Annotated in this window: 23 protein-coding genes and 1 pseudogene; 15 read left to right on the plus strand and 9 right to left on the minus strand. The window is 64.8% G+C overall.

All coding sequences use genetic code 11. The annotated features are described in order from the left end of the window. Positions 1-126: 126 nt before the first annotated feature. On the plus strand, positions 127-588 hold the full coding sequence (locus OKW40_RS12880) for a Rap1a/Tai family immunity protein (RefSeq protein WP_090801594.1): 462 nt from the start codon (positions 127-129) through the stop codon (positions 586-588). Between the two features lie 93 nt (positions 589-681). Here OKW40_RS12880 and OKW40_RS12885 read toward each other — a convergent pair whose 3' ends face one another. Beyond that, positions 682-1,527, minus strand: coding sequence for an aldo/keto reductase (locus OKW40_RS12885; RefSeq protein ID WP_184023089.1), 846 nt, complete (start codon positions 1,525-1,527; stop codon positions 682-684). Between the two features lie 195 nt (positions 1,528-1,722). Here OKW40_RS12885 and OKW40_RS12890 point away from each other — a divergent pair, with 195 nt between their 5' ends. After that, positions 1,723-2,469: a GntR family transcriptional regulator gene (locus OKW40_RS12890; protein WP_013090333.1), complete on the plus strand. Its 747-nt coding sequence runs from the start codon at positions 1,723-1,725 to the stop codon at positions 2,467-2,469. Between the two features lie 66 nt (positions 2,470-2,535). Here the strand turns inward: OKW40_RS12890 and OKW40_RS12895 are convergent, their stop codons facing one another. Further along, positions 2,536-3,945, minus strand: a complete 1,410-nt coding sequence (locus tag OKW40_RS12895; protein ID WP_184058199.1) for a CoA transferase — start codon at positions 3,943-3,945, stop codon at positions 2,536-2,538. A 126-nt stretch (positions 3,946-4,071) separates the two neighbouring features. Between OKW40_RS12895 and OKW40_RS12900 the strand changes: the two genes are divergently transcribed. Next, positions 4,072-5,313, plus strand: a complete 1,242-nt coding sequence (locus OKW40_RS12900; protein WP_429490052.1) for a citrate/2-methylcitrate synthase — start codon at positions 4,072-4,074, stop codon at positions 5,311-5,313. A gap of 35 nt (positions 5,314-5,348) precedes the next feature. Here the strand turns inward: OKW40_RS12900 and OKW40_RS12905 are convergent, their stop codons facing one another. Next, the gene (locus tag OKW40_RS12905; protein WP_429490053.1) at positions 5,349-5,654 is read right to left on the minus strand and encodes a DUF2917 domain-containing protein; all 306 of its coding nucleotides are present in this window, start codon (positions 5,652-5,654) and stop codon (positions 5,349-5,351) included. A gap of 183 nt (positions 5,655-5,837) precedes the next feature. Here OKW40_RS12905 and OKW40_RS12910 point away from each other — a divergent pair, with 183 nt between their 5' ends. From OKW40_RS12910 to OKW40_RS12920, 3 genes and pseudogenes are all read left to right on the plus strand, one after another. Further along, entirely contained in the window at positions 5,838-7,256 is a 1,419-nt protein-coding gene (locus OKW40_RS12910) for a PLP-dependent aminotransferase family protein (RefSeq protein WP_184058205.1), read from the plus strand. 129 nt (positions 7,257-7,385) lie between these two features. Then, positions 7,386-8,847, plus strand: a pseudogene (mdtD, locus tag OKW40_RS12915) (multidrug transporter subunit MdtD). Between the two features lie 320 nt (positions 8,848-9,167). Further along, the gene (locus OKW40_RS12920; RefSeq protein ID WP_429490055.1) at positions 9,168-10,442 is read left to right on the plus strand and encodes an EAL domain-containing protein; all 1,275 of its coding nucleotides are present in this window, start codon (positions 9,168-9,170) and stop codon (positions 10,440-10,442) included. Here the strand turns inward: OKW40_RS12920 and OKW40_RS12925 are convergent. Next, the gene (locus tag OKW40_RS12925) at positions 10,398-11,453 is read right to left on the minus strand and encodes a sigma-70 family RNA polymerase sigma factor (protein WP_429404635.1); all 1,056 of its coding nucleotides are present in this window, start codon (positions 11,451-11,453) and stop codon (positions 10,398-10,400) included. The two genes, OKW40_RS12920 and OKW40_RS12925, sit on opposite strands and share 45 nt — an antisense overlap. 24 nt (positions 11,454-11,477) lie before the next feature. Between OKW40_RS12925 and OKW40_RS12930 the strand changes: the two genes are divergently transcribed. From OKW40_RS12930 to OKW40_RS12940, 3 genes are all read left to right on the plus strand, one after another. Further along, a complete protein-coding gene (locus OKW40_RS12930; protein ID WP_429490057.1) occupies positions 11,478-11,666 on the plus strand; it encodes a hypothetical protein in 189 nt (62 codons plus the stop codon). 58 nt (positions 11,667-11,724) lie between these two features. Continuing rightward, positions 11,725-12,372 (plus strand): ATP-dependent Clp endopeptidase proteolytic subunit ClpP, encoded by a 648-nt coding sequence (gene clpP, locus OKW40_RS12935; protein WP_018421618.1) that lies wholly within the window; start codon positions 11,725-11,727, stop codon positions 12,370-12,372. A 164-nt stretch (positions 12,373-12,536) separates the two neighbouring features. Next, a complete protein-coding gene (locus tag OKW40_RS12940; RefSeq protein ID WP_184058217.1) occupies positions 12,537-14,090 on the plus strand; it encodes an NYN domain-containing protein in 1,554 nt (517 codons plus the stop codon). A 121-nt stretch (positions 14,091-14,211) separates the two neighbouring features. Here the strand turns inward: OKW40_RS12940 and OKW40_RS12945 are convergent, their stop codons facing one another. After that, positions 14,212-14,763 carry a glycine zipper family protein gene (locus OKW40_RS12945; protein ID WP_184058218.1) on the minus strand — a complete coding sequence of 184 codons (552 nt, stop codon included), beginning with the start codon at positions 14,761-14,763 and terminating at the stop codon, positions 14,212-14,214. Between the two features lie 159 nt (positions 14,764-14,922). Between OKW40_RS12945 and OKW40_RS12950 the strand changes: the two genes are divergently transcribed. Next, complete coding sequence (locus tag OKW40_RS12950; protein WP_429490059.1) at positions 14,923-15,141, plus strand: hypothetical protein; 219 nt, start codon at positions 14,923-14,925, stop codon at positions 15,139-15,141. Positions 15,142-15,381: 240 nt separating this feature from the next. On the opposite strand, the gene sodB is transcribed toward OKW40_RS12950, so the two are convergent. Both sodB and xseA read right to left on the minus strand, forming a co-directional pair. Then, entirely contained in the window at positions 15,382-15,960 is a 579-nt protein-coding gene (gene sodB / locus OKW40_RS12955; protein ID WP_013090345.1) for a superoxide dismutase [Fe], read from the minus strand. 215 nt (positions 15,961-16,175) lie between these two features. Continuing rightward, on the minus strand, positions 16,176-17,555 hold the full coding sequence (gene xseA / locus OKW40_RS12960; RefSeq protein WP_429490061.1) for an exodeoxyribonuclease VII large subunit: 1,380 nt from the start codon (positions 17,553-17,555) through the stop codon (positions 16,176-16,178). A 549-nt stretch (positions 17,556-18,104) separates the two neighbouring features. Between xseA and lpxK the strand changes: the two genes are divergently transcribed. From lpxK to OKW40_RS12985, 5 genes are all read left to right on the plus strand, one after another. Next, positions 18,105-19,121, plus strand: coding sequence for a tetraacyldisaccharide 4'-kinase (gene lpxK / locus OKW40_RS12965; RefSeq protein ID WP_429490063.1), 1,017 nt, complete (start codon positions 18,105-18,107; stop codon positions 19,119-19,121). Then, on the plus strand, positions 19,102-19,305 hold the full coding sequence (locus OKW40_RS12970; RefSeq protein WP_007180583.1) for a Trm112 family protein: 204 nt from the start codon (positions 19,102-19,104) through the stop codon (positions 19,303-19,305). Before lpxK ends, OKW40_RS12970 begins: the two co-directional genes overlap by 20 nt. A gap of 207 nt (positions 19,306-19,512) precedes the next feature. Next, on the plus strand, positions 19,513-20,307 hold the full coding sequence (kdsB, locus tag OKW40_RS12975; protein ID WP_429490065.1) for a 3-deoxy-manno-octulosonate cytidylyltransferase: 795 nt from the start codon (positions 19,513-19,515) through the stop codon (positions 20,305-20,307). A 211-nt stretch (positions 20,308-20,518) separates the two neighbouring features. Beyond that, positions 20,519-21,184 (plus strand): adenylate kinase, encoded by a 666-nt coding sequence (gene adk / locus OKW40_RS12980; RefSeq protein ID WP_090801619.1) that lies wholly within the window; start codon positions 20,519-20,521, stop codon positions 21,182-21,184. A 260-nt stretch (positions 21,185-21,444) separates the two neighbouring features. Then, positions 21,445-22,203 carry a 3-hydroxyacyl-CoA dehydrogenase gene (locus OKW40_RS12985; protein WP_090805443.1) on the plus strand — a complete coding sequence of 253 codons (759 nt, stop codon included), beginning with the start codon at positions 21,445-21,447 and terminating at the stop codon, positions 22,201-22,203. Positions 22,204-22,330: 127 nt separating this feature from the next. Here OKW40_RS12985 and OKW40_RS12990 read toward each other — a convergent pair whose 3' ends face one another. Both OKW40_RS12990 and murJ read right to left on the minus strand, forming a co-directional pair. Further along, the gene (locus OKW40_RS12990) at positions 22,331-23,173 is read right to left on the minus strand and encodes a SirB1 family protein (protein WP_429491967.1); all 843 of its coding nucleotides are present in this window, start codon (positions 23,171-23,173) and stop codon (positions 22,331-22,333) included. Positions 23,174-23,178: 5 nt separating this feature from the next. Continuing rightward, positions 23,179-24,729, minus strand: coding sequence for a murein biosynthesis integral membrane protein MurJ (gene murJ, locus OKW40_RS12995; RefSeq protein WP_184023068.1), 1,551 nt, complete (start codon positions 24,727-24,729; stop codon positions 23,179-23,181). Positions 24,730-24,906: the final 177 nt, after the last annotated feature.

A 24,906-nucleotide genomic window follows, 5' to 3' on the forward strand; every position in this document is an offset into this window, starting at 1 on the left:
CGCGCCATCGCGCGAACCGCACCGCGAGCGGCGGGAACACAACCTCCATTGCGTGCGAGTGTTATGGAACCAATCCGAGACGACCGCCTCATATCAAATTCATCGTTCGATATGAGGGCCCACAACATGCATAGAAGCGTCCCCCCCGCCGCGACCCGCACGGCAGCCGCCGTGCTGACCGCTGCCGCCCTGGGCCTCGCATCGCTCGCCAATGCGCAAACACCCGCGCAGCCAATGGCGCAAACCTTGTCGCAAGCGGCACCACCGGTCGACCCGAGCTTCTCCGCCTACTCGCTCGTCCAGAGCTGCAAACAGCGCCACGACAACGTCGCGCAAGGGCAATGCGTCGGCGCGATCCGCGGCATCATCCACGGCTATCAATACGGCGTGCTGTTCCTCTCGCAACGAGCAACCCTCCCCGCCAACGAAACGCAGCGCGTGTCGCTATGCCTGCGCGACGTGGCGGTGTCGTCGATCGTCGACGATTTCCTCGCCGATGCCGCCCAGGTGCCGGACGACGCGCTGCAGCACACCCCCGCCGAAGTCGCCGTGCTCGGCTCCGTGCATCAGCACCATCCCTGCACCTGAGCGCCGCGTCAGCGCGAGCGGCGTCATCGACGCCTACAGCGCTTCGAGCCTCGCGCGCCGCCGTTGCGCAACGGACGGCGGCCGCGCCGGCGCTTACAACATCTCCAGCGCACGCTTGCCGCGCGGCGGCTTGAAGTACGCGTCGAGCGCGGCGAGTTCGCCGGCTTCCAGCACCAGTTGCGACGCGCGATGGTTGTCGCGCACATGCTCGACGCGCGCCGCCTTCGGAATCGCGCACACATTGGGCTTGCCCAGCACCCACGCGAGCGCCACCTGAAACACCGAGACGCCGCGCGCGTCGGCGATATCGTCGAGCGGCGAGCGTTTCGGCAGCCGCGCATGATCGACCGGGCTGTACGCCATCGCCGGCATGCCGCGCGCGGCGAGCCACGGCAACAGATCGAACTCCGGCCCGCGCCGCGCCACGTTGTACAGAATCTGGTTGGTCGCGCACGCGTCGCCGCCTGGCGTCGCGACGAGTTCTTCCATGTCGTCGGTATCGAAGTTGCTGACGCCCCAATGACGGATCTTGCCCGCGCGCCGCAGCGCCTCGAAGCCGTCGACGGTGTCCGCGAGCGGCACCGAGCCACGCCAGTGCAGCAGATACAGATCGAGCCGGTCCGTTTTCAGACGCTTCAGGCTCTGCTCGCACGCGGCGATCACGCCGCGCCGGCTGGCGTTGTGCGGATACACCTTGCTGACCAGAAACACCTTGTCGCGCAAACCCGCGAGCGCTTCGCCGAGCAGTGACTCGGTCGCGCCGTCGCCGTACATTTCGGCGGTATCGATCAGCGTCATGCCGAGTTCGATGCCGCAGCGCAGCGCATCGATTTCCGCCGCGCGTCGTGCCCGCTGCTCGCCCATTTCCCACGTGCCCTGCCCCAGTGCTGGCATGCGCTCGCCGCCCGGCAGGCTCACGCTTGCGATCTCGCTCGTCATGCTGACTCCTCGAAAGTGGCTCGATCCAGATGCGATGCGCTGGCCCGCCGCCTCATCACGCAACGCATGCTACTAAAAACCTGGCGACGAGTTTAGCGGCTCCGCGGCCTCACGACGGCGCGCCTGGCAAAAGCCAGCTATAACAGGACGCGCCGATGTTTTAAAATTGCCGCTTGCCCATCTTGCGTGAGCCCCATGACCTCTGCCTCGGAAGACCGCTGGCGCGACCTGCGCCCGGACCCGGAAAACGACACGCCGCTCTATCTGCAACTTGCCCGCAAGCTCGGCAGCGCGATCCACGAAAACCGCTGGAACGCCGGCGAGGCGCTGCCTTCGGAGCGCGTGCTGTCGGAGGCGCTCGGCGTGTCGCGCATCACGTCGCGCAAGGCGATCGCGCTGCTCGTGGAGCAGGGTTTGATCCGCCGCACCCAAGGCGCGGGCAGCTTCATCACGCCGCGCTACGAAGATCCGTTGTCGCGTCTGTCGAGCTTCAGCGAAATGCTGCGGCGGCGCGGCTTCACGCCGAGTTCGAAGTGGCTGTCGCGCGAAATCTCGCCGGCCAATCGCGATGAGGTGATCCAACTGGGTCTGTCGCCGGCCGCCGCGGTCACGCGGCTGCGGCGGCTGCGGCTCGCCGACGGCATCGTGATGGCGGTCGAGAATTCGACGTTCCCGGCCGCGGTGATTCCCGATCCACAGGCAATCGGCGACTCGCTGTACACGTATCTGGAGAATCGCGGACTGACGATCGTGCGCGCGTTGCAGCACTTCCGCGCGGTGAACGCGAGCGACGAGATCGCGCAGCAGATGAGCATCGCGCCGAACGAGGCGTTGCTGTTGATCACGCGCGTGGGTTATACGGCGGATCAACGCGCGATCGAACTGACGGACACGTACTGCCGCAACGATTACTACGACTTCGTGGCGGAGTTGCGAAAGTAAGCTGCGACACGGCGGGCGGTCAGGTACGCCGCGTTCCCAACCTGAACGCGCCGCCCGCTCCAACCGTCACGTCCACCGGGCTTCGTGCGCGCCGATGCGCGCCGGCGGCAGCGCATAAAACGCAGGCGTCTGCTCCAGTTCCTCCGCCGGCAGCACGCCAAGCACACGCCCGAACTCCGATTGCACGCTCGCGACGCAATCGCGCACATCGTCGAGCGACACCTCGGGCGCCTGCTGCCCATCGGCCAGCAGCCCGAACGACCGCAGCCAACGCCCCGTCTGCGCAAGAGACACCTTCACATGCCAGCTGCCGCCCTCGCGAGCGCGCCGCGCGAGCGCGACCATCGCGCCGAACGCGGCCAGATAGCCGGTCGCGTGATCGAGCGCCTGACACGGCAGATGCCGCGGCTCGGCTGAACCCGCCGCCGCGCGCTCGGTCCACGCGATGCCGCTCGCCGACTGCACCAGACTATCGAAGCCGCGTCGCTGCGCCCACGGCCCTGTGTGCCCGTACGCGCACACCGAGACATAGACGATGCCGGGCCGCAGCCGCGCCAGCTCGTCCGGCCCGAAGCCGCGCGCCTCGAGCGCGCCCGGACGATAGGCCTGCAGGAACACGTCGGCGTCGCGCGCGAGTCCGCGCAACGTGTCGCAGCCTGCCGCCTCGCGCAGATCGACGATTGCCGAACGCTTGCCGCGGCCGTTGTCGATCACGAGCGGCGCGATGTTCGGCAGATGCGGCCCGTTGATCGTCAACACGTCCGCGCCATGATGCGCGAGCGCGCGGCCGGCCACCGGTCCCGCGATGATCCGCGACAGATCCAGCACCCGCACACCTGCGAGCGGGCGGTCGATACCGGGGTCAGCGCCAGCGGCGGCGTGGCGCGGCGGCTCGGCCGGGGCGTCGCCGATGCGCTCGATCTCGAACAGCGGCAAGCGCGCGATCGCTTTGGCCTGCTCGAGCGCGGCCCATTCGTCGGGCGTGCGAATCAAGGCGGCGCACAGGCCCGCGTCGGCGAGCGTTTGATCGAGCGTCGCGCCCTCCCAGCCGCGAATCGCGGCCGCCACCGAGGGCCGCCCATTGTCACAACCGAGCACCTCGAGCACGCCCTTCAAGTGATGCGCGAAATTCGTATGCAACTGGATCCAGCGGCCGTCGCCCGTTTCATAGAAGCCGGTGACCGGATCGCGCAGCGCGGGCGGCGGCCCATCGTCGATCCGCAAATAGCGTTCGCTGCGAAACGCCGCCAGCGCGCGACGCATCTGCACCGACACCTGTTGCAGGCGAGCGCTGCGCAAGCGCCAGTATTCGGCGGCGGCGAGGCCCGTCGCGGCGATGGTCGACGCCGCGAGGCTGCCGACACGGTAGACCGACGGCAAGCCGGGATCCGCGCCGGCGAGCGACACGGCGTGCAGCGCGACCGGATCGCAGCCGGCGAGGGTCCAGATGTGCTTGAGGGCGAGTTCGGGCGTCATGGGATCGGGCGCGCTGGCCGCGCGGACAGGAAGCAGCTACACCGAGTCTAAATTTGAGCCTTGCGGCAATCAATCTTGATTATGATAATCAACATATATTGATTTCTTCGGTTTATACGCACTTTTATGCCAGCCCCGATTTACCTGAGCGCCGCCGAAGCGGCCGCAACGCTCGGCGTCAGCTTGCCGACGCTGTACGCGTATGTAAGCCGAGGCATGCTCGGCTCGTCGCCGGATGCGCAAGGCAGGCATCGGCTCTACGATGCCGCCGAGGTGCGCCGCCTCGCGCGTCGCAAGGCGGACGGCAAACGCGCCGGCAAGGTCGCGCAGAAGGTGCTCGACTGGGGCGTACCGGTGCTCGAATCGTCGATCACGCTGGTCGCGGACGGTCGGCTGCTGTATCGCGGGCACGATGCGATCGAGCTCGCGCGCAGTGCGTCACTCGAAGACGTCGCGGCGCTGTTGTGGGAATGCAGCGCGCGGCGCATCGCCGATGCGCCCGTCGTGCCGCTCGCCCCCGCGCAATGGGCCGCGTGGCTCAAGCTGTGGAGTGACAGCGCGCCGCTCGATCGCGCGCTGGTGCTGCTGCCGGCCGCCGCCGCGCAGATGCCGCGCGTGTGGGCGCTCGGCCGCGATGCGCAGCTCGACACCGCGTGCGCCGTGATGCGGCTGCTGGCCGCCGCGATGCTGACGGCGGCGCCGTCGAACGAACCGCTGCATCGGCAGATCGCGACGGCCTGGCGGGTGCGCAGCCGTCAGCAAAGCGGACTGCTGCGCGCGGCCTTGGTCGCCTGCGCGGATCACGAACTGAACGCGTCGACGTTCACGGTCCGTTGCATCACGTCGACGGGCACGCACCTGTTCGGTGCGGTCGCGGGCGGGCTCGCGGCGCTTTCTGGGCCGCGTCACGGCGGCGAAACCGTGCGCATCGCCGCGCTGCTCGATGAGGCGTCGCGCTCACCCGAACTGGACCGCTATCTGGCGAACCGTCTCGCGCGCTACGAGCACGGCGCGCAAGGTCCGGTGTTGTCGGGCTTCGGTCATCCGCTCTATCCGGACGGTGATCCGCGCGCGCGGCTATTGCTGACGATGCTCGCCGACTGCGCGCCAGCCCGCTCGCCGCTCAACGAGGTGCTGCAGGTCGCGCGAGCGGTGCGCGACACGACCGGCGCGGAGCCGACGGTGGATTTCGCGCTTGCCGCGATCGAGCGCGTACTCGCCTTGCCGAGCGGGGCCGCGTTCACGCTGTTCGCGCTCGGGCGGGTGGTCGGCTGGATCGCGCACGCGATGGAGCAGGCGCGCGATGGCCGGTTGATCCGGCCGCGGGCGCGGTATATCGGGGAGTATGAGGCGGGAGGTGCTGCTTAGGGACCAGGAAGAGGCGGCTCGCCGTTCGCCCTGCATCAGACCACGCCCGGCCGACGCGCCAGCCAGGCCGGCATCGGCCAGCAGAATAGCAGCGTCGGCAACCTGCGTTCCGAGCCGCTCGCCAGCGCAAAACGCGCCCCGGCCCGCCCGGCGCTGATCCATGCCACCGATCCACGCGCCAACTCGATCGACTGCCCCGCCGCCAGCCAGTGATCCTCATGCTCGCCCTCGACGGTCAGCCAGACGTTGCCGCTGATCACCTTGAAAATCGTCGGACGCGCAACCCGCCAGGCCGTGACGGGCTCGCCATGTTCCAGCTCGAAAACTCGCACTTCTCGCATCGCCGTTCTCCTCGATGAACTTTCCGTTGTACCGATTATTGACGTGCGATGATCGGAGACCCATGCACAGTTCCGAACACTTTCATCGGAACTGTTCAGTCAAAAAACCGAACAGTTGGCATGGCTCGCGCGGCGCAGGTTTAAAACTTTCGCGTTCGCAGGCCGGCGACAGAAGGCAAGCGTATGAAACTCGAAATCCAGCTCGATCGGGACAACGGCGTGCCGCTGACCGAGCAGATCGTCGCGGGCGTCTCGGCGTGGATCCGCTCGCGCAATGCGCATCCTGGCTCAAAGCTGCCGTCGATCCGCCAGTTCGCCGCCGACTTCGACGTAAGCCGCTTTCCGGTGATCGAGGCATACGACCGGTTGGTGTCGCTCGGCTATGTCGACTCGCGCCACGGCTCCGGCTTTTACGTCGCCGATCGCCAACCGACCGACATGCGCTGCCAGGGCACTTCGGACCCGCGCCGCGCCGATGTCGAGTCGGACCATCTGCTCGAGCAATTCAACTTTCCGGGCGAAACGCTGAAGCTCAGCACCGGTTTCATCCCCGAAAGCTGGCGCGACATCGATGGCATTGCGCAGGCGATCCGCCACGTGTCGCGAACCGATCCGGCTAGCATGGTCGAGTACGCGACGCCGCTCGGCAACCCGGTCTTGCGCGAACAGTTGCGCGGCCGCATTGGCCAGTTGGGCATCCAGGCAGACGCATCGCAGATTCTGATCACCAATGGCGCGAGCCAGGCGTTCGATCTGCTGGTGCGCTACATGCTCAAGCCAGGCGACACGATCTTTGTCGAGGACCCCGGTTACTACAACCTGTACGGCCTGTTGCGCCTGCACGGCATGAAGCTGATCGGCATTCCACGCACCGGCAATGGTCCCGACCTCGACACGATGCAGGCGCAACTGAAGCTGCACCGGCCCAGATTGCTGCTCATCAACACCGTGTTCCACAATCCGACCGGCACCACGGTCGCACCGCAGGTCGCATTCCGTTTGCTGCAAATGGCGCGAGAGCATGGCTTCCAGATCATCGAGGACGATATCTACGCGGATTTTCAGACCGAGCTCACCGACCGCCTGGCCACCCTCGACCAACTCGAACAGGTGATCTACATCGGCGGATTGTCGAAAACGCTGTCGTCTTCGCTGCGGGTCGGCTACGTGGTTGCGAGTCACGCGATCATCAAGGACCTGGTCGACATCAAGATGCTGACGAGCATCGGCTGTTCGCGCTTTGCCGAAGCGGTGGCGGTGTCGATGCTGGAGCGCGGCGCATATCGCAAATATCTGGAGCGACTGCGCCGCCAGATGCGCGGCGCGCTCGGCTCGACCGTCCAGACACTCGAAGATGCCGGCTGGGAGATCTTCGAAGAACCAGCGGGTGGCAAGTTCGTGTGGGCACGCGTGCCGCATGTCGCGGACGCCGAGCGGCTCGTTGAATGCGGCGTGCCCCTCGGAGTGACGGTGCTGCCTGGACAACACTTCAGGCCGAACCGGGAGGTGAGCCCGTGGATCAGGATTCATGTGGCGTTTGGCAACGAGCCACGTGCGCAGGCGTTTTTTCATGCGGCGGCGCAGTTGCCGCCTGATGCGTGAACACGGCGCGGAGCGCGGCCGTGACGCAGCACCGACACCCGCGCAACGCTGCGCCGCCCGCTGCGCCGGGACCCGCTTTTCCCTAGAATAGCGAGTCCCAACCCGACCGAGCGCGCCCAGCCGCCTCATATGTCCACGACGCCGCCTCCGCCCGCCCTCGCTCCCGATATCCCCTCGGGTCCTTCGCCCCGCTCGCTGACCGTGATGCTGTGGCTGGTCGCCACTGGCTTCTTCATGCAGACGCTCGATTCGACGATCGTCAACACCGCGCTGCCCGCGATGGCGACAAGCCTCGGCGAACTGCCGCTGCGCATGCAATCGGTGGTGATCGCCTACTCGCTGACGATGGCGGTGATGATCCCCGTGTCCGGTTGGCTCGCCGACAGACTCGGCACGCGGCGCGTGTTCTTCAGTGCGATCCTCGTGTTCGCGGTGGGCTCGTTGCTGTGCGCGAACGCGCATACGCTGAACCAACTGGTGCTGTTTCGTGTTCTGCAAGGCGTGGGCGGCGCGATGCTTCTGCCGGTTGGGCGGCTCGCGGTGCTGCGAACCTTCCCGGCTGAGCGCTATCTGCCGGCGTTGTCGTTCGTGGCGATTCCGGGGCTGATCGGACCGTTGATCGGACCGACGCTCGGTGGCTGGCTCGTCAAGATCGCGTCGTGGCACTGGATCTTTCTGATCAACGTGCCGGTGGGCATCGTGGGCTGCATCGCGACGTTTATCTTCATGCCGGATAGCCGCAACGAACACACGGGCAAATTCGACCTTGGCGGCTACCTGTTGCTGGTGGTGGGCATGGTGGCGATTTCGTTCGCGCTCGACGGCCGCACCGAGTTCGGCATTCAACATGCGACGGTGCTGGTGCTGCTGATTCTGAGCATGGCGTGCTTCGTTGCGTATGGGCTGCACGCGGTGCGCGTGCCCGCGCCGATCTTCCCGCTCGATCTGTTCAAGATCCACACGTTTAGCGTTGGGCTGCTCGGTAATCTGTTCGCGCGGATCGGCAGCGGCTCGATGCCCTACCTGATTCCTCTGCTGTTGCAGGTGAGCCTCGGCTATAGCGCATTCGAAGCCGGGCTGATGATGCTGCCCGTGGCCGGCCGCGGGCATGGCGACGAAGCGCCTCGTGACGAAGCTGATTCTGAAGTACAGCTACCGGCGCGTGCTGATGGCGAACACGATTCTGGTCGGTCTGATGATGGCGAGTTTCGCGCTCACGAGCACGCATCAGCCGCTGTGGCTGCGGCTCGTGCAACTGGCGATCTTCGGCGGCGTGAACTCGATGCAGTTCACCGCGATGAACACGTTGACGTTGAAGGACCTCGGCACCGGCGGCGCCAGCAGCGGCAATAGCCTGTTTTCGCTCGTGCAGATGCTTTCGATGAGTCTCGGCGTGACGGTGGCCGGTGCGTTGCTGACAACCTTTACCGGCATCATGCAACGCGCGACTGGCGCCAATTCGCTGCCCGCGTTTCATGCGACGTTCCTCTGTGTCGGCATCATCACCGCATGCTCGTCATGGATCTTTGCGCAGTTGTCGCCGGAGATTCGCACGCCCGCGAAAAAGACCGATCCTTCGGAGCGAACTTGAAAGCCGCACGAGCCAGGACGACGCATCCTCGTGCAGTCGCGAACGGATTTCCGGACATCGCTCCGCGCGCGCCGCACGCAGCACGCTTGCACGGCGTCGCCGACCCGCAACAGGGCGCGTCCCGCACCAGCGAAGTGCGCGTTATCGCCTTCGTACCGCGGCGGGCGCACAACGATTTCCTCGGAGCATTGCTGGTGGACGCTCGAGCTTTGTTCGAACACGCGCATAGTTCTTGCTCGTCTATCCTGTAAACTCTTGGTCTGCGCGCGCGAACTCCTGCCTGGCCCAGCAAGCGCCGCCATTTCCACACGACTGACACGATGAGCATGATCGAACTCGATCCTCCCGGCTTCCAGCCACCACGCCCGATGGCCGGCGACGAAGGCTCCCGGCGTACCGTTCTCTATGGCGGCTACACCGTTTTCAGCGTGTTTCAGCCGGTCTTTTCGGTATCGCACCGGCGCGCGATCGGGTATCACGCGTCGCTGCGCGTGCACGACGAGCATGAGCGGCAAGTGCCCTCGCACGAAGTCTTTACGCAGGCCGCGCGACGCGGCGATCTGCTGGAACTCGGACGGCTGGCCGAATCGCTGCACCTCGGCAACTTCAACGCATTCGACAGCCACGACGAATGGCTCTTCCTCAGCCTGCATCCGGCCGCACTGATGGACACCAGCTACGGCGACGCGCTGCTTGCCAGCCTGAAGGCGCTCGGCCTGCCGCCGCAGCGCGTGGTGCTCGAAGTATCCGAACAGGCTGGCGGCGAAACCACGCGCTTCGCCGAAATCGTCGATTCGCTGCGCAAGGCCGGTTTCCTGATCGCACTCGACGGCTTTGGCGCCAAGCATTCGAACATCGACCGGGTGTGGAATCTGCGGCCGGACATCGTCACGCTCGACCGCTGCATCCTCGCGCAAGCGAGTGAACACTCGCATATCGAGCGCGTGCTGCCGGGCCTCGTCTCTCTGTTGCACGAGTCTGGGCAACTGGTGCTGATGGGCGGTCTGAGCACCGAACGTGATGCGCTGATCGCGCTCGAATGCAATGTCGACTTCGTCCAGGGCGCATTTTTCGCGGGTCCGAGCGTCGAACCCGTCAAGCCGCAAGTTGCCGCTGGCCTGATGGATTCGCTCTCCGCTTCGCTGCGCGAACGCGTTGCCGCTCGAGAGAAAGCGCAATCCGCGCGGCTCGCGCCGTATGTCACGGCGCTCGAGGCAGCCGCCGCGCAGCTGGTTGCCGGGGAATCGATCACGCAGGCGAGCGCACCTCTGCTCGCGCTCGGAGAAACGGCGCGCTGCTTTGTTTTGGATGGTTCGGGGCGGCAGATCGGCGACAACGTGCTGCCGCCGGGGCGCACATCGCAACGCGCAAAGCGCTTCAGCCCGCTGCTGCATTCCGAAGGCGCGAGTTGGGAGCGCCGCCCGTACTTCATTCAGGCGATGCGTCAACCGGGGCGGGTTAATCTGACGCCGCCGTATCTGTCGATCAACGAAGCGCATCTGTGCGTGAGCGCCTCGATTGCCGCGCACACGTCGCATGGTACGCAGGTGCTATGCGTCGACATCAACTGGGAAGTCGCGGCTCACCGTAACTGACGCCCCCGGATGGTCCTTGATGCGGGCAAGCAGTTCCGTGACCGCATCACGGCCCAGCATCCGGTTGGCCGCCTGCAGATGCGCGGCGCTGGTCAGGATGCGCAGCGAGACGATTTTCGCCGAAAGGTCCGTTTTGCCATCCGTCACCACGTCGATTAACCCGACGATCTCGCCGTCGCAGAACAGTGCGATGCACACCGCACCCGCCATCGACACCACCTCCGCATGGCTCGCCTGTTGCGCGAGCGATGTGACTACAGCCATCCACTTCGGACCTGAACCCGGTTCGCGGTCGCGTTGCGCTTCGGTTTCAGGCGTTGGCCCTTGTGCTCGAAGGGCCGGGTTGGCTGTGGGGAACGGAGGGGGCGGAGCGTACAAAGGTACGTCGCTGATCAGTTGCGGCGCATCGCTGAAAAGCTGTAGCAGGCCCGCCCGGTCTTGCGCTTCGAGCGCCGCGCGCAAACGCTCGACGATTCGCCCATGCACCGCCGGATCGGGCCGCTCCAACGGCGCCCCCGCACGTCTCAGACGCTCCTTGGCGCGATGAACCATTTGCCGGCAAGCGGCCGGCGTGCGCTCGAGAATCGAGGCGATTTCCGCATAACCGCACTCGAACGCTTCATGCAGGACGAGCGCCGCACGTTCGTCTGGTTTCAGATGTTCGAGAAGCAGCATCACGCCGTACGACATATCTGCCGCTCGCAACGCCAACTCCTCCGCCGATGGTGCGACCTCGTCGAGCCACGGCTCCGGCAACCAGCCGCTAGCCTGGGACGCACGCTCGCGCTGTGCATGCCGCAGACGGTCGATCGCCGTGCGCGTGGTGAGCGTGGTGAGCCACGCGACCGGCGTTTGCACCGCCTGCGTATCGGCCAGGTGCCATTTGAGCCAGACATCCTGCACGACGTCTTCGGCCTCCGCGCGACTGCCGAGCATCCGATATGCGAGTGCCAGCAGACGGGCGCGCGCGGCCTCGAAACTGGATGCCTTGTCGATTCCCTGTTCCGTCATGCGTAGACCTCCCGATGGTGCGTGGTGAAAAAGCGGCTGCATACCGGTGGCATGGCTCAGGCGCGCGTCATGCTCGGTATTCCTGAGCTTGACGCATGGGCAACCGGTGATGTGACAGCGCGGCGCAAAAAAATTCGCTGTCACAACCTGTCACAACGCCAGCGGCAGCTTCGTCAAATGAGCAACAACCGGCGCATGTCACGCGGCTTCTGATCCGCGGCGGCCTGCGCATCCCGGAATGCCCGCGCCATCCATCCTGAACGAGGAATCCATGCCTTCCAGTTACCCGTCTGTCTCCGGCCTCGGCCTTGTGCCCACGGTGATCGAACAATCCGGCCGGGGCGAACGTGCCTATGACATCTACTCCCGCCTGCTGCGCGAGCGCATCGTCTTTCTTGTCGGGCCCGTGAACGAGCAGTCAGCCAGTCTGATCGTCGCGCAATTGCTGTTTCTCGAATCGGAGAACCCCGACAAGGATATTTCTTTTTACATCAACTCGCCCGGCGGCTCCGTGTATGACGGCCTCGCGATTTACGACACCATGCAGTTCATCAAGCCGGAGGTCTCGACCTTGTGCACGGGTTTTGCCGCGAGCATGGGCACCTTTCTGCTCACCGCGGGCCAACGCGGCAAACGGTATGCGCTACCCAATGCGCGCATCATGATTCACCAGCCGTCGGGCGGCGGTCAGGGCACCGCGGCGGACATCGAAATCCAGGCCAAGGAGGTGCTGTATGTACGAGCGCGTCTCAATGCGATGATGGCCGAGCGCACCGGACGCAGCATCGAAGAAATCGCGCGCGATACCGACCGCGACAACTTCATGTCGGCGCTCGAAGCGAGGGAATACGGATTGATCGACGACGTGCTGGAAGCTCGCGCGACATGGAACAACGCAGGCCGTCGCGACACCCTGTAACGGAACTGACATCGAGCCGCCCGCTGAACCACCGGTTGGACCGCTGGCTGCAAATTCCCACCTACCGATCGGTGCGAGCGCACCACAAAAGCTGCTCACCTTCGCTGGAATCGCTATCATGTCGCGATTCGTCGACTTCGACGACCGCTTCAATGGAGATACACATGGCGTCATCCAACGAAAACGTCAGCATGGCGCTGTTCTGCGACTTCGAGAATGTCGCGCTTGGCGTGCGCGACGCGAAGTACGACAAGTTCGACATCAAGCTGGTGCTCGAGCGCCTGCTGCTGAAGGGCAGCATCGTCGTCAAGAAAGCGTATTGCGACTGGGATCGTTACAAGAGCTTCAAAGGCGCGATGCACGAGGCCAATTTCGAGTTGATCGAAATTCCACACGTGCGCCAATCGGGCAAGAATTCCGCCGACATCCGGCTCGTCGTCGATGCGCTCGATCTTTGTTACACGAAATCGCACGTCAATACGTTCGTCATCATCAGTGGTGATTCGGATTTCTCGCCGCTCGTGTCGAAGCTGCGCGAGAACGCCAAACAGGTGATCGGCGTCGGTGTGCAACAGTCCACCTCGGATCTGCTGATTGCGAATTGCGACGAGTTCTTCTTTTACGACGATCTTGTACGCGAAAGTCAGCGCGCAGTCGCAAGGCCCGAATCGTCGCGTCAGCAGCAGAACACCCAGCAGGCAGCCAAACGTGCGCCTGATGAAGAGAAGGCTCCGCCCAAGGAAGATCTGGAGAAGCGCCGCAGCAAGGCCGTTGAAATTGCGGTGCAGACATTCGACGCGCTCGCTTCCGAACGTGGCGACAGCGGCAAGATCTGGGCGTCCGTGCTGAAGAACGCGATCAAACGGCGCAAACCGGATTTCAACGAGACGTATTACGGGTTTCGCGCTTTCGGCAATCTGCTGGAAGAAGCGCAGGCGCGCGGGCTGCTCGAATTCGGCCGCGATGAAAAGTCAGGCGCGTACGTCTATCGAAGCACAGCCGTGAACGTTGCGAGTGAAGCGGCAAGTGAAACCATCGGCGAAACCGCGGCGGAGTCTGCCGAAACGGGGTCGGCTGAAGCGGTATCGGCCGAACAGGCGGCCGAACATTCGTATGAAGCGCAGGCTGCGCAAGCGGCCGCGTCCGAGTCGGGCGGCAAGCACAAGTCGCGGCGCAAGGAGCGCAACAACCGCAAGCTGGGGCGGGGTCAGCAGGAGGCCGCGCACGGCAAGCGCGGTCACCACGAAACGGCTGATGAAGAGCATGCGGCTACCGCTCCGGCTCTCACCGAACACGCGGAACCCGCCGAAGAGGTCGAGCGGCAGGAACCGCGTGAACACGCGCCGCTCCCACATGAGTTCGTCACTGAACCGATAACTGAAGAGTCCAAAGCTCGCGCTGTAACAGGGAAAGCGGATACAGCCGCTGAACAAGTCGTATTCGGCCAAGGAACCGACCATTCCACCGACAGCGACCAACCCGCGCTGCGTCAAAGCGCCAAAAAGCGCGCATCGCGCAAAACGGCCGCGAAGAAAGTGAAGAAAAGCACGCCAGGCACGATCGAGGAAGTACCTGAGATCGCAGCGCCGGCCGCGCCCCCTGCTCCAGCAATCAACTCGGAAGAAGGGTCTGAGGCCGCCAGGAAGGCAGCAGCCCGTAAAACGGCGTCCCGGAGCCGTCGCCCGCGCAAAGCGGCATCGACCGACAGCGCGGAATAAGGAGCGGCACGGATTCGACGATCGTCGCTAAAAGCTACCGCCCAACCGTCCTTCGGACTTCAAATGCAGTACCGGCCGACAATGCAAGACAAGCAAGCCGGCCGATCTCAGCTATCACCGCTCAGTAAGCCGGATAAGGCGCGTACATGACGGGCGGAGGCGGCGCGTAATAAGGACGGGGCGCGACGTACACCGGCTGCGTCGAATAGTAAGGCTGCGGCTGAACGATCGTCTCACCCTTCGAGGTCATGCACTGGGCGTAGGCGGTGTCGTAGCGCGCCTGCATGCCGGCCGCCGAATACTGGGCGCCATTCGCGCCGTTCGCGCCCCCGATCAGCAGACCGCTGCCGGCGCCGATCGCCGCGCCCGCGCCGGCGTTGCCCGCCGCGGCGCCGAACAGCGCGCCGATCGCTGCGCCGCCGAGCGTGCCGAGCGCCGCGCTGTTCACGCTGTTCGTGGTGGCCGCCTGCGCAGCGCCGGACGGATTCGTCGATTGATTCGCGTAGTCGCGGCAGGCGTAGTCGTTCTGCTGGAACTGGCTGAGCGGCTCGCCGCTGCGCGGCATCGCGGCTATGCTCGGGCCGCTCGGTGGCGCCACTGCGCAACCGCCTAACGCGAGCGCGATGACGGTGGCGGGAATCGCCAGGCTGATCGTTTTATTGCTGGGAATCATGGTGGTGCACTTCGGAGGTTTGGAATTCAAACGTTAGGCTAATCGCGAAATTCCGTGGTTACGGCTCAGTTACAGAAAGTTTTTTGCCCGGCTGGCTGGCCTCGACCTTGCTGCGAGTCACTGCGGCGATTGGTACGTTATATCAAGTAATGCTTGTAGATGAGCTGGCAATCGATTGACACGACGCCGGCCGCGCCGAACGTCGTACTCCAGCAACTGGGCGTGACGACCTTCCCGAGCGCCGCGACCGCGCAGAACTTCCAGTACATGAACCATCCGCCGCCAGCGCCCGCCCCCGCCAGTTCGGCGAAGTCGACGAGCGGGGACCGGGCTCATCGGCATCGACAGATGTCCACGAATTCTGGTCCCGACGATTAGCCGCAGGGCAATTTCACTTAGCGCCGGGCCCCGCCAAACCGCAGTTACCAACTGTGACAAACTTCTTTCAGGAGCGCGTAAGAAGGGCATCCCTCGGTGGTAAGCAATACCAATCCCTCCCCTTCCAATCGCCTCCAGAAAGAAAAAGCCCTCGCGATGGAGGGCTTTCGTCTCTGGCTACCATCTTCAATCGCGACCGCAAAGATCACGACATCAGACGGCGAGCCGCAACCGGCAATCTCAAGCGAAGTTTTTCGCTGCGAAGTCCCAGTTGACGATGTTCCAGTACGCCTCGACGAACTTCGGACGCGCATTGCGATAGTCGATGTAGTAAGCGTGCTCCCACACGTCGATCGTCAGCAGAGCCTTCGCGTCGGTGGTGAGCGGCGTGGCGGCGTTGCTCGTCGACACGAGGTCGAGCGAACCATCAGCCTTCTTCACGAGCCATGCCCAGCCCGAGCCGAACGTGCCGACCGCGGTCTTCGCAAACTCTTCCTTGAACTTGTCGAACGAACCCCACTTCGCGTTGATGGCGTCAGCCAGCGCGCCGGTCGGTGCGCCGCCACCTTGCGGCGACAGGCTGTTCCAGAAGAACGTGTGATTCCACACCTGAGCCGAATTGTTGAAGATACCGCCCGACGACTTCTTGACGATCTCTTCCAGCGACAGGTTCTCGAACTCGGTGCCCTTGATCAGATTGTTCAGGTTGGTCACATAGGTCTGGTGATGCTTGCCATAGTGAAACTCGAGCGTCTCTTCCGACATGTGCGGAGCGAGCGCGTTTTTCGCAAACGGCAGCGGCGGGAGCGTATGTTCCATGGTGCTTTCCTTCTCTGTATCTGTTGTGGGGAGTCTGCGGATGACGCTATCGAGCACTCGATTGTAGGCGAGTTGGAATAACCCCGCAAACCAACGGCCTTTATGTCCGGCATGTCGAACACGCCGTGCGCAAGGCCCATGAGAAGCGCGCGCATGGCGCGTGCCCGGCTCGTCGGAAGACCGTAAACAGGCGTCACGCGCCCACCGGCGAAACGTCAGAAACCGTCGGTCAGACGCGCCTGCACGTCGGCGAGCGCGACATCGGCCGAGCCTTCGGCGAGATGCATCGTCAGACTACGTCCAGGTTTCAGCGACGACGGCGTGCGAATCGCCCGACCGCTTTGCGCATCGAGCACGGCCGCATAACCGCGCTCGAGCGTGCGCTGTGGACTCAGCACTTCGAGTCGCGCGCTGAGCATGTCGATGCGCGCGACCTGTCGTTCATGCCGGCGCGATAGCGCCGCATTCAGACGCTGCGCCAACACGTTGACGCGCGTGCGCTCGGCCGCGAGATCCGGACGCCAGCGTTGCCAGCGCATCTGCAGCAGCGAAAATCGCGCACGAGCGTCGCGCACGGGCCGCGCGCCCGCCGACGCGAGCCGAACGCGCAACTGCTGCAGATGCGTGCGCTGCCGAGCGAGCCGCTCGGCGGGCGACACGAGCCGGCGCGCCAGCCAGTCGAGCTGCTGCGCGCGCCGCTCCATCATGCGGCCGAACGCGCGCGCGAGCGTCGCGTGCCGATGATCGAGTTCGCGCAGCAGCATGACGCGCTGTGGACTGACGAGTTCGGCGGCACCGGTCGGCGTCGGTGCACGTACGTCGGCGGCGAAATCGGCAATCGTGAAATCGGTCTCGTGACCGACGCCGCTCACCACGGGTATGACGCTTTCCGCAATCGCGCGCGCGAGCACTTCTTCGTTGAACGCCCACAGATCTTCGATCGAGCCGCCGCCGCGACACACGATCAGCACGTCGACCTCGCGGCGCGCGCCAGCCGCCTCGATCATCGCCGCGAGCTTCGCGCTGACGCCCGCGCCCTGCACCGGCGCCGGATAAACGATCACCGGAATATGCGGTGCGCGACGCGACAGCGTCGTCAGCACATCGCGCAATGCGGCCGCCTGCAACGACGTGACGATACCGATCGCGCGCGGATGCGTCGGCAGCGCGCGCTTGCGCTCGGCGGCGAACAGCCCCTCGGCCTCGAGTTGCGCCTTCAACCGCAGAAACGCTTCGTACAAACGCCCCTGGCCGGTGCGGCGCACCGCTTCGACATTAAGCTGCAGTTCGCCGCGCGGCTCGTACATCGTGACGAGGGCGCGCACTTCGATGCGATCGCCTTCGCGCGGCATGAATTCGGCGTACTGAGCTCGACCGCGGAACATCACGCAGCGCATCTGCGCCTGCGCGTCCTTGATCGAGAAGTACCAATGGCCGCTCGCGGCGCGCGTGAAGTTCGACACTTCACCCGCGACCCAAACGAGTGGAAACGAGCGTTCGAGCATCGTGCCGATGGCGCGATTGAGCGCGGAGACGGGAACGACGACCTCACCGCCAGGTGTGGCCGCAGAAGCAAAAGGATTTTCGGGGTTCATGCAAGGAATAAATAGCGCTGGCCGGACAGACGATAGACCGAGCGAAGAGCGGCGTCCAGCCGGAATCGCAGGATTGTTAAAAGTGTCCACATGGCGGGAACCGCCTGACGAATTCCGCCAGAACGCCCGCCAACGTCAATAAATTCCTGGCAGAGCCTTGATTTATATGGCGTTTGCATCTCGATAGCGAGCGAGTACTACGATCCAAAGCGCACGGAATGGCCCTTCGGGACGATCGGACGGCAGGTTCTCCACAAAGTTATCCACAGACTGTGAGCAACCGCACATAGCGTGGAGCGGCGTGCGTTGGACCTTACGCGACTTGCCGGGCGGGACGCCCGCGCGCTACAGTGCCGGGTTCGACGGCATGTCGATCGCGCAGCGCGGCGGAGAGCTTGCCCGGCCCGAGGCCACTGGCCGCGGGCCCTTTCGCCGCGCCGCTCGCACCTCATTTTTCGACCCGTATTCACATTCGATTGCCCGGAGAACCGCGTTGATGTTGACCCCGCGTAGTGCGCACGGCGCGCAGTCCGTGCTCGCAACCCGCCCATGAGCGAACTCAGCGACCGTCTCGGAGCGCGCCTCTCGCGCGAATGGCAGCAACGTGGACCGCTCGCCTGGGCGCTGACGCCGCTCGCCTGCGTGTTCGGCGCAGTCGCGGCCGCGCGCCGCGCCGTGTTTTCGCTCGGCTGGCTGAAATCGGTGCGCGTCGGCGTGCCGGTGGTGGTGGTCGGCAACGTGACGGTCGGGGGCACCGGCAAGACGCCGACCGTCATCGCGCTCGTCGAAGCGTTGCGCGCCGCGGGCTTAACGCCCGGCATCGTGTCGCGCGGCTACGGCGCGCGCGTGAGCATGCCGACCCGGGTCACGCCCGGTTCGTCGGCACGGGTCGGCGGAGACGAGCCGTTGCTGATCGCGCGCCGCACCGGCGCACCCGTGTGGGTCTGTCCGGACCGCGTCGCCGCCGCGCAGGCGTTGTGCGCCGCGCATCGCGACGTCGACGTGATCGTCAGCGACGACGGCTTGCAGCACTATCGCCTCGCGCGCGATGTCGAACTCGTCGTGTTCGATCACCGGCTCGGCGGCAACGGTTTCCTGCTACCGGCCGGGCCGCTGCGCGAGCCGCTGTCGCGCCGCCGCGACGCGACGCTGATCAACGATCCGTATGCGCGCACGCTGCCCGCGTGGCCGAACACGTTCGCACTGCAGCTCGCCCCTGCCGACGCGTGGCATCTCGACAATCCCGCACTGCGCCGCCCGCTTGCGCAATTCGCCGGTCAACGCGTGCTGGCCGCGGCCGGCATCGGCGCGCCGGAACGCTTTTTCGCGACAGTGCGCGCGGCCGGCCTCGCGCCCACGACGCGCGCGCTGCCCGACCACTACGCGTTCGAGCGCAATCCGTTCACCGACGTCGACGCCGACGCGATCCTGATTACGGAAAAGGATGCGGTAAAATTGGGGGCCTGGCACGACGCGCGCATCTGGGTAGTCCCGGTCGAAGCCGCGCTTGATCACCGCCTCACTGCATTAGTTGTGGAGAAAGTCCGTGGACGCTCGCCTGCTTGAAATCCTCGTCTGCCCGATCTGCAAGGGCCCGCTCAGCTACGACCGCGCCGCGCAGGAACTGATCTGCAACGCGGACAAGCTCGCCTATCCGATCCGCGACGGCATTCCCGTGATGCTCGTCGACGAAGCGAGGCAGACCGTCGAAGGCACGCCGGTCGATCTGAATCCAGGCTCGGTCGCCTGACCCGCCGCGTCGCGGCACCGAGGCGCCGCGACGTCTCGCTCGCGCGCGGGTCAAGGCAGGCTTCATCGATGCCACCGCCCCCCTCCCCGCATGCGCTCCAATATCGATCCGCAGCCGTTTTCGCCGCTCCGGCTCATCTCCGACCCTGCGTGAGCGTCGCGCGCGCAGCCTCTTCCTCCGGCCTGATCGCCGACCGTTCCTGATCCGATGATCCACACCACCCCTCATCCGTTTATCGCCGTCGTGCCGGCCCGCCTCGCGTCGACGCGTCTGCCCAACAAGCCGCTCGCGGACATCGGCGGCAAACCGATGGTCGTGCGCGTCGCGCAGCGCGCGCGCGAATCGGGCGCACAACAGGTGCTGGTCGCGTCGGACGCGCAGGAAGTGCTCGACGCGGCGCGAGACCACGGCTTCGACGCGGTACTCACGCGCGCCGACCATCCGTCGGGCACCGACCGTCTCGCGGAAGTGGCGACGCGTTTCGGCTGGAGCGACGACACGATCGTCGTCAACGTGCAGGGCGACGAGCCGCTGATCGACCCGGCGCTCGTGCGCGGCGTCGCCGCGCATCTGGCAACGACGAGCGACTGCGCGATCGCGACGGCCGCGCATCCGATCACCGATCCCGCCGAAATTTTCAATCCGAACGTCGTCAAGGTCGTGCCCGATGCGCGCGGCATCGCGCTGTATTTCTCGCGCGCGCCGATCCCGTGGGCGCGCGACGCATGGCAACCGCACTGGCCCAACGTCGCATCGATGCCGACGCCGGCCGCGCCCGCCGTCGTATACCGGCACATCGGCCTGTACGCGTATCGCGCGAAATTTCTGCGCACGTACCCGAGCCTCGCGATCTCGCCGATCGAGCAGGTCGAAGCGCTCGAACAACTGCGCGCGATGTGGCATGGCGAGCGCATCGCGGTCCTCGTCACGCAAGACGTACCGTTGGCGGGGGTCGATACCCCCGCCGATCTCGCGCGCATACGGGCCTTATTCGGGTCTTGAGCGCGGGAAGCCGTGGCATAATCGAACGGTTATGCGCGCCTCCCAGCGCAGGCGACACGCGGGTTATCCCGGTCGCGCCGTGCGGATCTTGCAGCGCCGTCGTATTCGACGTGCAGCGCGAGGTAGCCAACGGTAGCCGATGCGGAACCTGCGAGAATCGCCGGGAAGCATGCCGCGTCAACAAAGAATTCACATAGATCTGGAGATATCCATGCGTTTGATCCTGTTGGGTGCACCGGGTGCCGGCAAAGGCACTCAGGCCAACTTCATCAAGGAAAAGTTCGGCATCCCGCAAATTTCGACCGGCGACATGCTGCGCGCGGCCGTCAAGGCCGGCACGCCGCTCGGCCTCGAAGCAAAGCGCTTCATGGACGCCGGCGAGCTCGTCACGGATGAGCTGATCATCAACCTCGTGAAGGAACGTCTGCAGCAGCCGGACTGCGCGAACGGCTATCTGTTCGACGGCTTCCCGCGCACGATTCCGCAAGCCGAAGCAATGAAGCAGGCCGGTGTCGCGATCGACTACGTGCTCGAAATCGACGTGCCGTTCGACGAGATCATCGTGCGCATGAGCGGCCGTCGCTCGCACCCCGCATCGGGCCGCACCTATCACGTGACGTTCAATCCGCCGAAGGTCGAGGGCATCGACGATGTGACCGGCGAACCGCTGATCCAGCGCGACGACGACAAGGAAGAAACGGTCAAGAAGCGTCTGGAAGTGTACGAATCGCAAACCAAGCCGCTGATCGAGTACTACAACGGCTGGGCGAAGAACGGCGATACGTCGAGCTCGGTGAAGGCGCCCCAATATCGCCGCATTTCGGGCCTCGGCAGCGTCGATGAAATTCGCGCCCGCGCGTTCGACGCGCTGAAGTAAGCCGGCTTGGTCCAAACATTACCGCTGTTTTCGTTGACCAAAACCCGCCCACGTTGGGCGGGTTTTTTATTTGGCTTGGTGCGCAAACCAAAAGCGGCAAGCGGTGGGGAACGCCCAGCGGAACCAGTTAGGTTTCCATAGCGCTTGCATGCCGCCGCCCGCTTCGCTTGTCCGCAGCGCAGCACAGCCGCTACAATCGATCGTCGTCGAAAAATGCTTCGCTCGAGGCCGCACTGAACAACCGTAGTAAAGGAGAAGACATGGAAATTCGTGACAACGTGTTCCTGATCACCGGCGGCGCATCAGGGCTCGGCGCTGCCACCGCGCGCCTGCTCGTCGAGAACGGCGGCAAAGTCGTCCTCGCCGACCTGAATCTGGACGCGGGCGAGGCGCTCGCAAAGGAACTCGGCGGCGCTTTCGTCAAATGCGACGTGAGCCGGGAAGAGGACGCGCAACAGGCCGTCGAAGCCGCGACGAAGCTCGGTACGCTGCGCGGTCTCGTCAACTGCGCGGGCGTCGCGCCGGCCGCGAAGACCGTCGGCAAGGATGGGCCCCATTCGCTCGATCTGTTCACGCGCACGATCTCGATCAATCTGATCGGCACGTTCAACATGATCCGGCTCGCCGCGGTGCAAATGTCGAAGAACGAGCCGAACGCCAACGGCGAGCGCGGCGTGATCATCAACACCGCATCGGTCGCCGCGTTCGACGGCCAGATCGGCCAGGCGGCCTACTCCGCGTCGAAGGCTGGCGTGGTCGGTATGACGCTGCCGATCGCGCGAGACCTGTCGCGCAACGCGATCCGCGTGATGACGATCGCCCCCGGCCTCTTCGAAACGCCGATGCTGCTCGGCATGCCGCAGGAAGTGCAGGACGCGCTCGGTGCGATGGTGCCGTTCCCGCCGCGCCTCGGCAAACCGGCCGAATACGCGATGCTCGCCAAGCAGATCTTCGACAATCCGATGCTGAACGGCGAGGTGATCCGGCTGGACGGCGCGATCCGCATGCAGCCGAAGTGAGGATCGCTTAGCGATCGATCTGGTCGCCGATGCCAGGCCAAGGCCTGCATACGGCGATAAAAAAACGCCTGTGCATGTGCGACATGTGCAGGCGTTTGTGTTTTATGCAGCGTGAAAACGCGCGTCGCTATTCGCCGCCATCATGCCGCGTGCGCTGCCGCAATTCATGCAACTGCGACTCGACCACGGTGGCATCTTCCGCATCGGGACGATCGCCGAGATAGCTTTCGAGGTCCTCGAGCGCGGGCCGCAGATAATCGAGCCGCGCATACGCGAAACCGCGATCCCGCACTTCCTCGATATTGTCCGGCAGCAGAATGACGAGCCGTTGCTGCACCGCGAGCAGACGTTGCCAACGCTCGGTCTGCAGATAGATCGCCTTCAGGTTGCGCAACATCCGCGCGACGATCTCGCGATGCGTGGCCGGTTGCAGCAGCATGCGTAGCGCGCGCCCGACCGAATCGCCAGCCGACGCCACGTACGGCTCGAGCATCTCGACCATCTGCGCTTCGGACAGCGAATGACCGGTGGTCGGATCGAGCATCACGTCGCCGTCGGGCATCGTCACGCGCAGCAGGAAGTGGCCTGGAAACGACACCCCACGCACCGGAACGCCGAATTGCTCGGCCATCTCCAGATAGAGCACCGCGAGCGCAATCGGAATGCCGCGGCGACGTTTGAGTACGACGTTCAGATGGCTGTTGTCGGGGTCGTAGTAATCGTTCAGGTTGCTCGCGAAACCGAGTTCGCGGAAAAAGAAACGGTTGAGGATGCCAACCTTCTGACGGATGTCGGCATCGTCGGGCATGCGGCGCCGCAGCCGCAGCACCAGCTCGTCGATCTCGGCGAGCACCGACTGCAGATCGAGGTCGGGATAGGCATCCTGCGCGATCGAGAGTGCCGTCTCGGTCAGCGGCAGGCTCTCGTCTTCGGCGACGAGCGTACTGAAATAATCGAGAACCCGCGACATGGTGATCACTTCACTCGCCTTCTGAAATACGCGTACTTGAAGCCCATCAGCCAAAGCATACCGAAATACAGCGCGGCGAACAGCACGAGACACGCACCGAGCAACACCATGCGGCTGACCGGCTGGGTATGCATGCCGATCCAGTCGAAGCTGATCGCGAGCCAGCGCATCACGCCGGCGAGCACGAGGCACGCCCCGAGCAACTGCACGAAAAACTTGAGCCAGCCGCTCGACGGCATATAAATGCCACGTTTGCGCAGACCAATGAATAGCAGCAACGCATTGACGCAAGCGCCGAGCCCGACGCTCAGCGTGAGACCCGCATGCGCGAACACCGGCACGAACACGTAGTTGCTCAACTGCGTGACGACCAGCACGCCGATGCCGATCTTCACTGGCGTCTTGATGTCCTGCTTCGCGTAAAAGCCCGGCGCGAGGATCTTGATCAGGATCAGGCCGATCAGGCCGACTCCGTAGGCGGCGAGCGCGCGGCTCACCATCACGACCGCATTGCCGTCGAACTTGCCGTAGTTGAACAGCACCGCTGTCAGCGGCTGGGCGAAAAAGAACAGCGCGATCGCGCTCGGCGCGGCGAGCAGGAACGTGACGCGCAGTCCCCAGTCGAGCAGCGACGAATACTCATGCGAGTCGGCATCGACGTGCGCCTTCGACAGGCTCGGCAGCAGGATCGTGCCCAGCGCGACGCCGAGCAGCGCGGTCGGAAACTCCATCAGCCGGTCGGCGTAGTTGATCCACGACACCGCGCCGGGGCCGATGTGCGACGCGATGTTGGTGTTGATGATCAGGCTGATCTGCGCGACCGACACCGCGAACATCGCCGGCACCATCTTCGCGAGCACCCGCTTTACGCCGCGATGCGCGAGCGCGCGCAGCGGGTTCAGGCCGATGAGCGGCACCATGTCGATCTTCTTGAGGCCCGGCAGCTGCACGACGAATTGCAGCACGCCGCCGACGATCACTGCCCAGGCGAGCGCATAGACCGGCGTTTGCAGGCGCGGCGCGAGGAATACGGCGGAGACGATGAACGCGACGTTCAACAGCACGGGCGCGAACGCGGGCAACGAAAAGTTCTTGTACGTGTTCAGCACGCCCGACGCCAGCGACGTCAGCGAGATGAAAATGATGTATGGGAACATGATGCGCGTCATCGCGACCGCAAGCTGGTACGCGTGGCCCTCGTGCGCGAGGCCCGACGCGACGACGAACACGACGCCCGACGCGCCGACCACGCCGATCACTGACAGCACGGCGAGCGCCCACGCGAGCACGGTCGAGGTCGCGTCGACGAGCGCCTTGGTGGCGTCGTGGCCTTGCTGGTTCTTGAACTCCGCGAGGATCGGCACGAAGGCCTGCGAGAACGCGCCTTCGGCGGAAATGCGACGCAGCAGGTTCGGAATGCGAAAGGCGACGTAGAAAGCGTCGGTGTATTGACTGGCGCCGAACGCACGGGCGATCAGCGTTTCACGGGCCAGTCCGGTCACGCGCGACAGCAGCGTGAAGCCGCTGACCGTCAGCAGGGCTCGTAATAGATTCATGGGGCGCTTATTATACGGGTCCCGCCAATGCGGGCGACGAGCCAGAACGCGATTCGGACCGATTTGCCACGCGGACGTTCGCCGCGATCGGCTGGAAAGCGCGATTTTTTGTGTTTTCTGCGGTCTTCCCGGCAGCGCCCCGCCTTCCATCGGTGCCCTCGCAGGAGGGCCAGCACA

The sequence above is a fragment of the Paraburkholderia sp. RAU6.4a genome, assembly GCF_050435625.1.
Taxonomy (GTDB): domain Bacteria; phylum Pseudomonadota; class Gammaproteobacteria; order Burkholderiales; family Burkholderiaceae; genus Paraburkholderia; species Paraburkholderia tuberum.

Bases quoted from the DNA above. Each gene is read 5' to 3' on its own strand.
- OKW40_RS12880 (WP_090801594.1), top strand. From the start codon at position 127: ATGCATAGAAGCGTCCCCCCCGCCGCGACCCGCACGGCAGCCGCCGTG.
- OKW40_RS12885 (WP_184023089.1), bottom strand. From the start codon at position 1,527: ATGACGAGCGAGATCGCAAGCGTGAGCCTGCCGGGCGGCGAGCGCATG.
- OKW40_RS12890 (WP_013090333.1), top strand. From the start codon at position 1,723: ATGACCTCTGCCTCGGAAGACCGCTGGCGCGACCTGCGCCCGGACCCG.
- OKW40_RS12895 (WP_184058199.1), bottom strand. From the start codon at position 3,945: ATGACGCCCGAACTCGCCCTCAAGCACATCTGGACCCTCGCCGGCTGC.
- OKW40_RS12900 (WP_429490052.1), top strand. From the start codon at position 4,072: ATGCCAGCCCCGATTTACCTGAGCGCCGCCGAAGCGGCCGCAACGCTC.
- OKW40_RS12905 (WP_429490053.1), bottom strand. From the start codon at position 5,654: ATGCGAGAAGTGCGAGTTTTCGAGCTGGAACATGGCGAGCCCGTCACG.
- OKW40_RS12910 (WP_184058205.1), top strand. From the start codon at position 5,838: ATGAAACTCGAAATCCAGCTCGATCGGGACAACGGCGTGCCGCTGACC.
- OKW40_RS12920 (WP_429490055.1), top strand. From the start codon at position 9,168: ATGAGCATGATCGAACTCGATCCTCCCGGCTTCCAGCCACCACGCCCG.
- OKW40_RS12925 (WP_429404635.1), bottom strand. From the start codon at position 11,453: ATGACGGAACAGGGAATCGACAAGGCATCCAGTTTCGAGGCCGCGCGC.
- clpP (WP_018421618.1), top strand. From the start codon at position 11,725: ATGCCTTCCAGTTACCCGTCTGTCTCCGGCCTCGGCCTTGTGCCCACG.
- OKW40_RS12940 (WP_184058217.1), top strand. From the start codon at position 12,537: ATGGCGTCATCCAACGAAAACGTCAGCATGGCGCTGTTCTGCGACTTC.
- OKW40_RS12945 (WP_184058218.1), bottom strand. From the start codon at position 14,763: ATGATTCCCAGCAATAAAACGATCAGCCTGGCGATTCCCGCCACCGTC.
- OKW40_RS12950 (WP_429490059.1), top strand. From the start codon at position 14,923: ATGAGCTGGCAATCGATTGACACGACGCCGGCCGCGCCGAACGTCGTA.
- sodB (WP_013090345.1), bottom strand. From the start codon at position 15,960: ATGGAACATACGCTCCCGCCGCTGCCGTTTGCGAAAAACGCGCTCGCT.
- xseA (WP_429490061.1), bottom strand. From the start codon at position 17,555: ATGAACCCCGAAAATCCTTTTGCTTCTGCGGCCACACCTGGCGGTGAG.
- lpxK (WP_429490063.1), top strand. From the start codon at position 18,105: ATGAGCGAACTCAGCGACCGTCTCGGAGCGCGCCTCTCGCGCGAATGG.
- kdsB (WP_429490065.1), top strand. From the start codon at position 19,513: ATGATCCACACCACCCCTCATCCGTTTATCGCCGTCGTGCCGGCCCGC.
- adk (WP_090801619.1), top strand. From the start codon at position 20,519: ATGCGTTTGATCCTGTTGGGTGCACCGGGTGCCGGCAAAGGCACTCAG.
- OKW40_RS12985 (WP_090805443.1), top strand. From the start codon at position 21,445: ATGGAAATTCGTGACAACGTGTTCCTGATCACCGGCGGCGCATCAGGG.
- OKW40_RS12990 (WP_429491967.1), bottom strand. From the start codon at position 23,173: ATGTCGCGGGTTCTCGATTATTTCAGTACGCTCGTCGCCGAAGACGAG.
- murJ (WP_184023068.1), bottom strand. From the start codon at position 24,729: ATGAATCTATTACGAGCCCTGCTGACGGTCAGCGGCTTCACGCTGCTG.